The organism is Catenulispora sp. EB89 (assembly GCF_041261445.1).
Taxonomy (GTDB): domain Bacteria; phylum Actinomycetota; class Actinomycetes; order Streptomycetales; family Catenulisporaceae; genus Catenulispora.
In genome coordinates this window covers 152,440-164,815 of sequence record NZ_JBGCCU010000025.1, presented here as the reverse complement: position 1 = coordinate 164,815, position 12,376 = coordinate 152,440, and the positions used below count along the sequence as shown (strand labels likewise).

The following is a 12,376-nucleotide window of genomic DNA, read 5'->3' as shown; positions in this document are numbered from 1 at the left end:
AACAGGTTCGGAAGTCCTTCAGAGAAGGTAAAGATCTTCACCGCAGTCAAAGCCGCAGCTCAGGAAGGGCATCGGGGACCGGACCGGGGTCCGGCTCACCGCCATGCGGAGGACAGGTGCGCGGCGAGCATCGCGAACACCAGGCCGCCGGCCAGGCCCGCGAGCGTCACCGACCAGCGCAGCGCGCTTCCGCCGACGGCGGTCGCGGCGCCGTGCATCCGGCGTGCGCCGGGGAGGTCGGAGGCGACCAGGCTGGGGAGGCGCCAGAGGTAGGCGAGGACGTGGATGGTCATGGCTCCGGCCCAGACGATGAAGAAGCCCTTGTGCAGGAAGAGCATCGGCAGGCCGAGGACGGTCTCGGACTTGGCGAAGCCGAGCAGGATGCCGGTCACGAGGACGGCGCAGGAGGTCAGGACGACGAACGGGCCCAACACCCGCAGCACGATCATCGGAGGTCCCTTGCGCACGTACGCCGGTTCGCGGGTGTAGTAGCGCGCGAAGCGGTAGACGGTCGCGCAGATCTTCACGCACACCGGGCCGACCAGCAGGAAGCCGAAGAAGTAGTGCCAGTAGAGCAGGCCGCCAAGCTGGAGGATGGTCACGCCCTCGATGGCGAACAGGACGAGCAGCAGCGCTCCGGTGATCGCGGTGAGGCGTTCGTTGCCCTCGGCGCCTGTATCTGCTTGAGCTTCGGCTTCGGCGCGGGCACGACGTCGGTGCTGAGTCGTCGCAGACGCGGTCACGCGGATCCTCCGGTGCAGCTTTCACGGGGCGGTCCCGCACAGCATGGCGCGTCGGTCCTTCAGAAAAGGCAAAGAAAAACGTGGCACATATATAAGGTGTCGGCGCCCGCCGCGATCAGCCGCCCGAAGCCGCTGCTGAGGACGCCGCCGGAAGCTCCACGACCACGGTCAACCCGCCGCCGACGGTATCCGCCAACCGGACCTCACCACCGTTCGCCGAGACCAGCCGATCCACGATCGCCAGCCCCAGCCCGCTCCCCGAGCCGCTGCTGGCCCCGAAGCGGCGGAAGGCGGTCGCCTTGGCCGCGTCACTCATGCCGGGGCCATCATCGACGACGCGCAGGACGACGCGGTCGTGCTCGCGATCAGCGACACTCTCGACCCGAACCCGGCCGCCGGACGGGATGGCGGCCAGCGCGTTGGCGATCAGATTGTCGAGGATCTGCTCCAGGTCGCCCGGCGCGAGCGAGGCAGACGCCGGACGCCCGACGGCGGTCAGCCCCTGGCCGTGCTCCCGCGCCAACGGCTCCCACGCCGCGACCCGCTCCGCAACGACCTCGGCGACCGGAACCGCTTCGCGCGGCGCGACGACGGACTCGGCGCGAGCGATGGCGAGGAGCCCATCGACGAGGCGGGACAGGCGCTCGATCTCCTCCTGGACGCCGGCCAGTTCGGCGGCGAAGTCGGGGCCGGGCCAGGCTGGTGCGCTCGCTGGCGAGTCGGCGAGCAGACCAGGGTTCTGCGAAGCCGCGCGGACCGGCAAGTCAGCGGCCAGATCAGTGCTCTCGGAAGCGGCTGGATCTTGCAGCGCCTCCGCGGGTTCTCCTCGCGAGCCACCCAGCGGCGCCTCGGTCACCGCGCGGTCTGCCTGCACCTCCGCAGCCTCCCCCGCCAGCACGTCCAGCCGCAGTCGCAGCGCCGTCAGCGGCGTGCGGAGCTGGTGCGAGACGTCCGCGACCCAGCCGCGGTGGGCGTGGACCAGCGTCTCGGTGCGCTCGGCCATGCGGTTGAAGGTGCGGGCCAGGCGGCGTACCTCCGGGGGGCCGCTCTCGGTGGGGGCGCGGACGTCGAGGGCGCCTTCGCCGAGGCGGGATGCTGCCGTGTCGAGGGCGAGGAGGGGTCGGGCGACCCAGCGGGCCAGGGCGGCGGCCAGGGCGATGCCGAGGGCCAGGCCCGCCGCGGCGGTCAGGGCCAGCCAGCCCCACATCACGGCCACGTGGTGGTCGAGGGATTCGGCCGAGCGGGCCAGGACCACGGCGCCGGAGTCGTCCTCGTCGCCGACCGGGATCGCGGCGCGGAGCCAGTCGTCGGCGCGGGCGGTGGTCTCGGTCTTGGTCGTCATCGCGCGGGTGGCCAGGGCGATCGCGGCGGCGTCCTTCGCGGTGCCGCAGGATGTCGCGGTCACCAGGTCGCCGGTGCCGGTGAAGACCGCCACGCAGTCGCCGTGCCGGCCGGCCTCGGCCACGGCCTGGTTCATCGCGTCCGGCGGGTGGTGGTCGACCAGTGTCTCCTCGGCGGCTGCGGAGACCTGGCGGGCCGCCGAGATCGTGGTGAAGCGGAACGACGCGTCCTCGCGCGACTGCATCGCCGCGCCCAGCGGCAGGATGGCGGCCACCAGCAGGACCGCGACCAGTGCGACGAAGGCGAGGGCGATGCGGCGGCGCACCGAGTCAGTCCTCTGACCGCGTCGGCGGGGCCGGAGACGCGACGCGCCCGAGCCGGAACCCGCGCCCGTACACCGTCTCGACCAGCCCCTCGACGCCGAGTTTCCGGCGCAGCGCGGCGACGTGCACGTCGAGCACCTTCGTCGGCCCGTACCAGTTCGCGTCCCAGGCCCGCTCCAGCAGCTCCTGCCGCGAGACCACGCGCCCCGGGTCGGCGGCCAGGCACTCGATGATGTCGAACTCCTTCGGCGTGAGCATCACCTCGACGCCGGAAACCGCGACGCGCCGCGTGCGCGGATCCACCGACAGCGGTCCGTACGCGTACGTCACCGGCCCCGCCGGCCGCACCCGCCGCAGCACCGCACGCACCCGGGCCAGCAGCTCGGCCAGCCCGAACGGCTTCACCAGGTAGTCGTCCGCGCCCTCGTCCAGGGTGGCGACCCGGTCGCTCTCCTCGCCGCGCGCGGTGACCACGATGATCGCGACGTCGCCGCGCCGCCGCAGCCGCCGGCACACCTCGACCCCGTCCACGTCCGGCAGCCCCAGGTCGAGCAGCACGACGTCGGCCGGCGGCGCCACCAGCGCGTCCGCCCCGGTGCTCGCGGTGTCGACGACGTACCCGGCCCGGGCCAGGCCGCGGACCAGCGACTGGGCGATCCCGGCGTCGTCCTCGACCACCAGGATGCGGGCTCCGGCTTCGGTTCCGATCGTCTCCACGGCTCCAACCCTAAACGCCCGACCCGCTCATCCCGCTGAACCCGAGGTCAGCGGCCGAATGCGGCAAATCCGCCAGAGTGCGGCACTACGGCCGCGAGTCGTAGACGTCGGTCGAATCCCGTCGGCCGGTATCCGGCGAACCCTGGCGTGAAGTGCAGAGCCGGAAAGCACGGCGGCAACGGGCTTACTCGTAATTGGTGTCGCATCCGCCTTCAGGTAGTGCTTGTTTACCGCCAGATCATTGACATGAGCGTTCTTACTTTACAAGACTCACGCGGCGACGGCCGTCTTCACATCTCCCCGGACCACCCACCCCGGGGACCTCCCCCTGCCCCAGCCGCCCCACCGGGCGGCTCGCACTCGATGAGGACACCAGTGACCGCCACACCTGCCACCCCCCATCTCGTCTTCGCACCACCCGTGAACCTCAGCGGCCACGGGCACTACCTGCACTGGGGATTCGTCCAGATCTCCGCCGCCAACACCGTGATGATCGCGCTCATCGGCGCGGTGTTCCTCGCCGCGCTGTTCCTGCCGTTCCCGAAGCCGAAGGGACGGGACGGGAAATGACCGACCTGATCGAGGCGACGACCGTGCCGGAGCCGACACCGGACCCGGAGCCCGCCGGCGGATGGACCGGCGCGCTGCGGCGCCGCATCTTCGAGACCATGCCCCCGGAGCAGCTGCTCCCCGACACCCAGCCCGCGTATGTCGCGTCGTGGATCTACGTCTTCGGGGTGCTGACCCTGACCGCGTTCCTGACCGTCGTCGGCACCGGCACCGTGCTCGCGCTCAAGGGCGCCGCGTGGTGGCACGTGTCGGGGACCGGGCACTACGTCAACAGCCTGCACCTGTGGTCGGTGGAGCTGTTCATGACGTTCATGTCCGTGCACCTGATCGCCAAGTTCTTCATGGCGGCCTGGCGCGGGAAGCGCGCGCTGACGTGGATCACCGGCGTGATCGCGCTGGGCGCCTCGGCGTTCACCGCGCTGACCGGGTACCTGGTGCAGCAGAACTTCGACTCGCAGTGGATCGCGACGCAGGCCAAGGACGGGCTGAACGCGATCGGGGTCGGGGCGTACTTCAACACGATGGACTTCGGGCAGATGCTGATCTGGCATGTGGCGCTGCTGCCGTTGGTCGTGTCGGTGATCGTGGTGCTGCACATCCTGCTGGTGCGGCGGCGGGGTGTGGTGCCGCCGTTGGCGGTGCGGGGTGCGGACGATGCTTCGGCTTCGACATTGGCTGAGACTTCGGCTTCGGAGGTGGAGGCATGAGCCGCCGCGCACACGCCGAACCGGACCCGTACTCGTTCGGCTCGCGGCCGTACGACCTGGTGAAGGAGTTCGTGATCGCGCTGGTCGCGGTCGTGGTACTGACCGTCGTGCTCGCTGCCGCGTTCTCCTCGCCGGACGTGAAGCCGATGACGATCGCCGCCTGGGCGACCAACGACCCCGGCGACTTCACGACCACCGCGCTGGCCGAACTCGACGGCAGCAGCACGACTGCCGGGTACGGCCCGCCGTACAACTCCGCCGCCGAGGGGCAGAAGCTCGGTCCGCTGGCGATCGCCAAGGCCGCCGGAGTCACGCATCCGATCGACACCGTCGACGCGTTCGTCCTGAAGCCGTTGGAGTCAATACCGCAGAACCCTGAGGTGGTCGCCGCGATCGGCACCTGGAACTCGGCGAACGACGACCAGCGCACGGCCTGGACCAGCGCCTACTCCACCGCACTCGGCACGGCCGGCGGCGATCCGTCCAAAGTCGCCCCGGGCGTCTACGGTCCGGTGCCGCTGATGCTGGCGCAGTTGCTGAACCAGGCGCAGGCCGGCTCGCTGGAGGGCCAGCTGATGTCCGAGGACGGCTTCTACCACTCGGACTACACGCTCCCGCTGATGCTCCTCGCCGACGGCAGCGACCTCACCGCCGAGGCGCGGACGCAGCACCTGGCCGGAACGCAGTGGGGGATGATGAACGAGGTCGGCGACTTCCCAGGCCAGGTATGGCTGGCGCCCTACACGTTCTGGTACCAGATCTCGCCCTACAAGACCTCCGGCAACGGCGACGCGCTGGTGTGGGGGACGATGGGCCTGATCGGCGCGGTGCTGGTGTTCGTGCCGTTCATCCCCGGACTCCGGTCGCTGCCGCGCGTGGTTCCGGTGTACCGGCTGATCTGGCGCGAGCACTATCGGAAGCAGCTGTAGGTTCTGGGTCGTGGACATCGAGTTGCAGCCGCCCACCGGCTTCACCGGCATCGCCCTGGGCCGTCCCGAGGAGGAGACGGTGCGCGCGGCCGAGCGGTTCGGCCCGGTCAGCGTCTCTCGCGGAGCGCTGGTCCAGGTCGGCGGGGAGCCGTTCCGCATCCCGACGAAGATGGTCGCGGGCGGCCCGGAGTTCAACTTCGCGCTGACCCTCGACGAGAGCGGGAACGCGGACACCGTCGAGGTATGGCGGCCGCCGGACCCCGGGCACGACGTGACCGTGACGTTCGAAGGCCTCGATGTCTTCCGCACGCCCTGGAGCAAGCTGCTCGCGGAGCTGGAGTCCCGCGGACACCGCATCGTGCGTGAGGACGGCGACCTGTTCGCCTCCGCGCCCGACCTCACGCTCGGCTTCAGCCGCGATGCCGCGCACGAGGTCCCCGAGGACGCGGACGGGTCGCCGCTCTACTTCGAGTCCGTCCTCGTCGCCGCGGCCGGGTACTACGACGAGGCGGACGAGACGTCCGAGCCGTAGCCCTGCCCGGCGATCGCGTCCATCACGTCCATCACGCGCTGCGCGGCGACACCGGCTCGCTAAGCAGCCGAAGCCGGCGCTGGCGTCACAGCGAAAGCCGCCGCTGCCGCCGCCGTGATCGTCCGGTACCGGACGGCGGCGGTCACGGGCGCGATGTGGCCGGCGCGTTCGAGGCTGATGATGCCGTGGGCGGCGGCCCAGAGGACGTCGGTGATCTCCTCGGGATCCGCGGTGAGCCTGAAGATGCCGGCGTCGATGCAGCGCTGGGCGGCGATGCGGAGGGCGGCGAGGCTTTGCCTGGCCGCCGTCCGGGCGTGGGCGTCGGGGCTGTAGCCGGGGATGCCGGGGCCGTGCATGACGTCGTAGAAGTTGGGTTCGGCCAGGGCGCTCTCGCGGTAGGCCTGGCCGACGGCCGCCAGGTACTCCGCGGGGTCGGAGGCGCGCGGGACGGCGTCGAGGTGGAGCTTGAGGCGGGCGAAGCCTTCGAGGTACAGGGCCGCGGCGATGGCGTCCTTGGAGCCGAAGTGCTTGTACAGGACCATGGTCGAGCAGCCCGCTTCGGCTGCTATGCGGCGCATGGTCAGGGCCGCTGGGCCCTCGGCTGCGAGGAGGCGCGCGGCGACGTCCAGCAGCGACGCGCGCAGCACCTGCTGGCCGCGGGCCTGCGCTCGGGCGTAGACGCCGGGGGCGGTCGGCTGGTACTCGGCGGTGGTGGTATCAGGCTCCTGGCTCATGGCTGTTCCCCGCTGTGGTTCTCACGCCGGCCGGCCGGCGAGCTCCCCGAGTTGCGCGTCACTGTAGCCCCGAAGCAGCGGACTGCGGCGGGTCGCGTTCAACTGTCGAACAGTCCGCGACGCGCCGCCGGAGCCCGGGAGTCCTAGCGCGACCTGGACAGGAACAGCTCGCTGAGCTCGGCACGGGGCTGCGGGACCGCCGCCTGCGGCCGCACCGCCATCCCGCCGACGTTGACCCCGCGCTGGAGGAAGAAGCCGAGCAGCCGCGCGGTCGCCAGCGCGTCGCCGAGCGCGCTGTGCGCGTCGGTCAGCTGGACTCCGACCGCCTCGCAGCAGTCCAGCAGCTTGTACGAGGGCCCCGGCAGCAGCGCCTGCGACGTGCGCAGCGTGCAGGCGCCGCCGGCGATCTCCGGGGAGTGCACGCCGATCCGCGCGAACTGCGTCACCAGGAACTTGGCGTCGAAGGCCAGGTTGTGGGCGACCACGATCCGGTCGGCGAGCAGCGCGTACAGGTCCAGCCCGACGTCCTCGAAACGCGGCGCCGGCTCCACCATCTCCCGCGTGATGCCGTGCACCCGCGTCGCCCCGACCCCGCCCTCCGGCCGCAGCAGACTGTCCCAACTGCCCGTCACCTGCCCGGCGACGTCCACATGCACGATCGCGACCTCCACGATCTCAGCGATCGGAGGTTGGAACCCTGACGTCTCGACATCGACAACCGCGTATCCGTTCACCAACCCATCTTCGAGGGCGGACACACGTCTGTGTCGAAGGCGCGCCTCAGCGGGTCAGCATCACCAAAGCGGGCGCCGCCAGAAACGCACAGATCGGCAGATTCACCTTCCAGTAGCGGACGAAGACGGCGATGAACTCCCTGATCGTCGCGCTCGGCAGGAAGTACGCGGCGGTCGGCGATCCGACCACTTGAGCGGGCACGCCGAGGTCCCGCGCGATCAGCGCGGCGCGGTAGCTGTGGAAGTCGTTGGTGACGACCACGCAGCGGTACCCCTCTGGCCGGGACTGCCGCATAAGGGCCGCGCTATAGATGAGGTTTTCCTCCGTCGTCCGCGACTGATCCTCTCTAAGGATCCGATCGGCGGGGAACCCACGCTCTACCAGATAGTTCTCCATCGCCTCTGCCTCGGACAGCCGCTCGTCCGATCCTTTGCCGCCGGACACGATGAGCATCGGCGCGTTCTGCGCATCAAGCGATTCATACACAGAGCGCCCGCGTTCCAGCCGGCTCGCCAACAACGGCGACACCCGTCGGCCTCCCATCAGGCCGGCCCCGAGCACTACGACGAAGTCCACGGCGCGCTTTATAGGCATCCGCCTATAGAGGAACCCATAGCTGAGGTAACAGAAGAACAGGAACGCCAAGTAGCAGACGACGAGCACCGCGGCGGCTGCCAGACCGATCAGCACATGCCGCCGCGCCACCACGGCCGCCACCAACAGCAGGACCAGCGCGATGATACCGACCCCACAAGCGAGGGACAGCAGGTTCCCGGCGGTACGCCCCTCCTTGCGGAGCATCGTCATGCCGTTGAGGATCAGGAATGTCACCAGCGCCATCAGCCCCAGCGTCGGCAGCAACGCCACCGCCATGACGGCCAGCACGCGTCCGTCCCCGGACGTGCGCGTCACGCCGTAAAGCAGCCCCAACCCCAGAAACGACAACGTCAGCCCGAGGAACACGGCATTGCGGAACCCGCGCGGGTCACGCATCACCGAGTCGACGAACAGAAGCGCGAACAGCGCGGCCAGTACGTAGGCGAACAGAGTGCTTCCCGATTGTCGAGGCCCCGCACCGGCCGGGCCGAATGTCCTGACCTGGCCAGTTTATGGAGCACCCGCGCACTGTGCCCCTGCGCAGCACGCCGTGGCGGCGATCCTTAGGAGCTCTTTAGCGAGTTCCTATAAAAGGCGACCCCATAGAGGCGCCTAGAGACTAGACCCTAAAGCGAAGGGCGCAGAACAATCCGAATCGGATCCCCGACCTTCTTCTCCAGCCGCTCGACCGCCTCGGCAGCCTCCTCCAACCCCATCACCCCGGAAATGGACCGCGCGAAGTTCAACCGTCCACCGGCCTCCAGGCGGATCAACTGTGCGACCGACTCCTCCGGCGAACCGTAGTGCCCCAGCAGTTGGTACTGCGCGGACTGGAAGCGGGTGCTGTTCTCGATCGTGATCGGCTGGCCGCTCAGCCCGACCAGCACCAGCTTCCCGCCGGGCGCCAGCTGCCGCAGCGCCTGGTCGCGGACCGGCGTCACGCCGGCGAAGTCGAAGGCGTACTCCAGCCCGAGGCCGCCGGTCGCGGTGCGGATCGTGGCCCGCAGCTCCGGGTCGGCGGAGTCCAGCGCCAGGTCCGCGCCGAAGGCCAGGGCCCGCTCCCGGGCCGCCGGGGAGGGGTCGATCGCGATGATCGGGCAGGCGCCGATCGCGCGCAGCAGCTGCACGGCGTGCGCCCCGAGCCCGCCGATGCCCCAGACGCCGACCGACTGCGCCGGGCCGACGTGCGCCGTAGCGGTGATGGCGCCCCACGGCGTCGACACCGCGTCCGGGATGATCGCGCCCTGCTCGAACGGGATGGAGTCCGGCAGTGCGACCAGCGTGTCCTGCCGCGCCAGCGCGTACTCGGCCCAGCCGCCGTCGTAGTCGACGCCGCGCGTCCACACCTGGCCGTCGCGGACCTCGCCGGCCTGGAGCACCACGCGGTCGCCGGGCTTCCAGGCGGTGACGCCGGGCCCGGCCTCGGCGACCGTCCCGGCGGTCTCGTGACCGAGCGTGACCGTGTCCCCGACCAGCAGCCGGGGCTTGGCGAAGTAACCGCGAGCCAGGTGCACGTCCGACAGGCAGACCCCCGCCGCCTCGACCTTGACCAGCACCTCACCGGTCCCCGGCGTCGGCTTCTCCACGTCCTCGACGCTCAGCGTCGGGCTGGAAGGGTTTGACAGGTTCAGACGTGCGGCCCGCATGGTCGCCATGGCGCGGCTCCTCTCATAGACACGTACTGCGTATATCGGTGAGAGCCTATGAGAACCGCTTCAGTACTTCACGGATGAGCGTCACGTACTTCTCCTCCGCACCGAAGTGCGCGACGACACACAGCCACTCGCGAAGGTTCAGCAGCGTCATCCGCTCCCGCCAGTCGCCGACCGGCGGACGCACCTCGTAGTACGCGGAGAAGAACTCCTCCGGCACACCACCGGTGCAATACATCATGCTCACGTCGATCTCGGCCCAGCCGTAGTACACGGCCGGATCGATGAACACTGGCAGGTCATCGAAGTCGGCGATGATGTTGGCCCGCCACAGGTCGCCGTGGACCAACACCGCCGGCGCCTCCGGAAGCAGGCTCGGAAGACGCTCGGCCAAGCGCTCCAGCGCGCGCAGGTCCGCGGTCTCGAAGGCCGCCTCGACCTTCGGCTCGCGCAGATAACGCAGGATCCGGTGTTCGGCGAAGAACCGAAACCCGTCCTCGTCCCACGCGTTCTCCTGCGGCAGCAAGCCGAGCATGCCGTCGTGGTCCCAACCGTGGCGGTCCGAACCGTGGCCGTGCAGAGCGGCGACGGCTCGGCCGGCGGCCTCCCAGAACTGCGGCGTGTCCGGCAGCTCGGAGTTCAGAGCCTCCAGGACCAGCGAATGCGGGCCGACGTGCAGGATCTGCGGCGTGGGCAGGCCACCGATGTCCCGCAGCGCCTCAAGGCTCTCGGCTTCCTGACCGAAGAACCCCTCGGCCACGGAATGGCCGCCCTTCACCACGACCTCGCGACCGTCGGACAGCGCGACGCGCCAGGCCGTGTGCGCCACGCCTCCGGTCAAGGCCTCACTGCGGAGCGCCCGAGTGCCCGGCGGAAGCAGATCGGGCGTCAACTCGTCGGTCTTGTCGGCCTGCATGCGCCAAGACTCTCAGTCGGAGAAGTCCTGCGTCATCCAGACCGTGCCGTTGCTGTCCCGGAACACCGATATCCCGATGTGGTGGAAGTCGGTGCTCAGGATGTTGCGACGGTGGCCGTCGTCCGGCGGCTGCTCCGCGAGCATGCTGTTGGTCAGGCCGACGGCCATCGAGGCGATGGCCGCGTTCGTGTCCGACACCGGCCCGCCGTCGCCGATGTTCTCGCCGGCCGACGACCACGAGACGCCCGCGGCGGTCTCGCGATCGCCGAGCGCCGGCTCACCCGGGCACTGGTGCGACAGACCGCAGCCGGACGCCATGACCGACGTGTGCGCCGAGGCGCTCTTGTTGAGGCCGGCGCTGTACGTCAACGGCGCCAAGCCCTGGCCGGCACGCGCCTGGTTGATCACGGCCAGCACCTGGTCCGCCGGCGACGCCTGCGACGAGGACGAGCTGGACGAGGTCGCCGAAGTGGACGGGGCGCCGACCGAGGCGGGATCAGAACTCTGCGACACGGACGAACTGGCCGAGGAATGCGTGGGGGGCTTCATGGAGCTCTTCGAAGTACTCGGAGTCGGCTTGGCGGAGTCCGAACGGGACGACGGCGCTGAAGTACTCGACGCGGACGTGGACGTCTGGGAATCCGACGGCGTGGGCGTGGCGGCTGCGGAAGTGGAACTTCCATCGACCGAGCTTAGCGACGTCGCGGCACCGCCGGGCTGGGAGTCGGCCTTGGGGTCGGTCGCCCCGGTCGTCACCACCACCGCCCCGACGATCGCCGTCGTCGCGGCCAGGGCGACGGCGGCCTTGGCGGCGAAGTGCGAGGCCGCGGACCGCGCGCCCGCCCTGTGTATTCGGCGGTGGGAGTGGCCGGTCGGCCGCGGACCTTGGCTCGGTTCCTGCGCCGGGACTTGCCCCGGACCTTGCCCCGGAACGTGCCCCGGTGCCTGCCCCGGCCCGCCCGGAAGCGGCTGCTGAGCCGCAGCCGCCGCCGGGTGGAACGCCGAGGGCACCGAACGATGCACGGCCTCAACCAGCCCGAACGGCAGCGGAACGAGCGGCAGCCGCACCAGCAACCGCTCGGCGGGCACGAAGTCGGACGCCAGCCCCGCGCAGGTCGGGCACTGCCGGACGTGACGCGCGAACCGCTTGCGCCACAAGGGTTCCGGCTGACCGTGCCAGTGCATGGCGAGGTCCGAGAGCTCCAGGCAGATCGGCGCGGCGCACAGCGCGCGCACCACCGCCCGCGACACCTCCAGCTGCGCCTTCATCCGCGCGATCCGGACCGTGACGTGGTGCGGCTCCAGCGCGAGCGCGCTGACCAGGTCGCCGCGCGTCAGGTGCCCGGCCTCGACCAGCCACCACAGGGACAGCAGCTCGCGGTCGTCGTCGTCCAGCCACGAGGTGGCCATCGCGACCTCGCGCCGCTGCCCGGTGAGCCCGAGCTCGGTGAGCGTCAGGTCGGCGAAGTCCGCTCCCGGGTCGGCCACCTCCGGCGCCTCGTCCAACGGCCGCGGCCGGCCCTGGTAGGCCCGCACGTGGTCCCGCACCTGGTTCATCGCCACCGCGACCAGCCAGGACCGGAACACCCGCGGGTCGCGCAGCGTCGGCAGCGAGCGCACCACCCGCAGCATGGTCTCCTGCACCACGTCGTCGACGTCGGCGGCCACCGGCAGCGCGCGCCCCACGATGTTGTAGACCAGCGGCAGGTAGTCGGAGACCAAGCGCTCCAAGGCAGCCGGATCCCCGGCCGCCGCCGCGGACACCGAAGTCGTGTCTGTTTCCGTCACCATCGTCAGGCCTCCACACCCGAGCTTTTTTGTTCGGACGTAGGGGGAGACCCTAGCCGAGGACGTGAGTCACAGAAATTTTCGTGATTGTG

13 protein-coding genes are annotated in these 12,376 nt (G+C 70.3%); 4 read left to right on the top strand and 9 right to left on the bottom strand.

Annotated elements, in window-relative coordinates; translation table 11 throughout:
* Positions 1-95: 95 nt before the first annotated feature.
* The 3 genes from ABH920_RS38935 to ABH920_RS38925 form a co-directional block, all read right to left on the bottom strand.
* Complete coding sequence (locus ABH920_RS38935) at positions 96-743, bottom strand: hypothetical protein (RefSeq protein WP_370354313.1); 648 nt, start codon at positions 741-743, stop codon at positions 96-98.
* 115 nt (positions 744-858) lie between these two features.
* Positions 859-2,409: an ATP-binding protein gene (locus tag ABH920_RS38930; protein WP_370354312.1), complete on the bottom strand. Its 1,551-nt coding sequence runs from the start codon at positions 2,407-2,409 to the stop codon at positions 859-861.
* 4 nt (positions 2,410-2,413) lie between these two features.
* Entirely contained in the window at positions 2,414-3,124 is a 711-nt protein-coding gene (locus ABH920_RS38925; protein ID WP_370354311.1) for a response regulator transcription factor, read from the bottom strand.
* A 375-nt stretch (positions 3,125-3,499) separates the two neighbouring features.
* Here ABH920_RS38925 and ABH920_RS38920 point away from each other — a divergent pair, with 375 nt between their 5' ends.
* From ABH920_RS38920 to ABH920_RS38905, 4 genes are read left to right on the top strand one after another with little or no spacing between them, the layout of a single operon-like run.
* Positions 3,500-3,694, top strand: coding sequence for a hypothetical protein (locus ABH920_RS38920; RefSeq protein WP_370354310.1), 195 nt, complete (start codon positions 3,500-3,502; stop codon positions 3,692-3,694).
* Complete coding sequence (locus ABH920_RS38915; protein ID WP_370354309.1) at positions 3,691-4,401, top strand: cytochrome b N-terminal domain-containing protein; 711 nt, start codon at positions 3,691-3,693, stop codon at positions 4,399-4,401. The genes ABH920_RS38920 and ABH920_RS38915 overlap by 4 nt, the downstream gene beginning before the upstream one ends.
* Complete coding sequence (locus tag ABH920_RS38910; RefSeq protein WP_370354308.1) at positions 4,398-5,330, top strand: hypothetical protein; 933 nt, start codon at positions 4,398-4,400, stop codon at positions 5,328-5,330. The genes ABH920_RS38915 and ABH920_RS38910 overlap by 4 nt, the downstream gene beginning before the upstream one ends.
* A gap of 10 nt (positions 5,331-5,340) precedes the next feature.
* Positions 5,341-5,862 carry a hypothetical protein gene (locus ABH920_RS38905; RefSeq protein ID WP_370354307.1) on the top strand — a complete coding sequence of 174 codons (522 nt, stop codon included), beginning with the start codon at positions 5,341-5,343 and terminating at the stop codon, positions 5,860-5,862.
* A gap of 59 nt (positions 5,863-5,921) precedes the next feature.
* Here the strand turns inward: ABH920_RS38905 and ABH920_RS38900 are convergent, their stop codons facing one another.
* From ABH920_RS38900 to ABH920_RS38875, 6 genes are all read right to left on the bottom strand, one after another.
* Entirely contained in the window at positions 5,922-6,596 is a 675-nt protein-coding gene (locus ABH920_RS38900) for a TetR/AcrR family transcriptional regulator (RefSeq protein ID WP_370354306.1), read from the bottom strand.
* Between the two features lie 143 nt (positions 6,597-6,739).
* A complete protein-coding gene (locus ABH920_RS38895; RefSeq protein WP_370354305.1) occupies positions 6,740-7,330 on the bottom strand; it encodes a PolC-type DNA polymerase III in 591 nt (196 codons plus the stop codon).
* A gap of 46 nt (positions 7,331-7,376) precedes the next feature.
* Entirely contained in the window at positions 7,377-8,324 is a 948-nt protein-coding gene (locus ABH920_RS38890) for a YdcF family protein (RefSeq protein ID WP_370354337.1), read from the bottom strand.
* A gap of 230 nt (positions 8,325-8,554) precedes the next feature.
* Positions 8,555-9,583, bottom strand: a complete 1,029-nt coding sequence (locus ABH920_RS38885) for a zinc-binding dehydrogenase (protein WP_370354304.1) — start codon at positions 9,581-9,583, stop codon at positions 8,555-8,557.
* A gap of 46 nt (positions 9,584-9,629) precedes the next feature.
* The gene (locus ABH920_RS38880; RefSeq protein WP_370354303.1) at positions 9,630-10,496 is read right to left on the bottom strand and encodes a fructosamine kinase family protein; all 867 of its coding nucleotides are present in this window, start codon (positions 10,494-10,496) and stop codon (positions 9,630-9,632) included.
* A 12-nt stretch (positions 10,497-10,508) separates the two neighbouring features.
* On the bottom strand, positions 10,509-12,287 hold the full coding sequence (locus ABH920_RS38875) for a sigma-70 family RNA polymerase sigma factor (protein ID WP_370354302.1): 1,779 nt from the start codon (positions 12,285-12,287) through the stop codon (positions 10,509-10,511).
* Between the last annotated feature and the right edge of the window lie 89 nt (positions 12,288-12,376).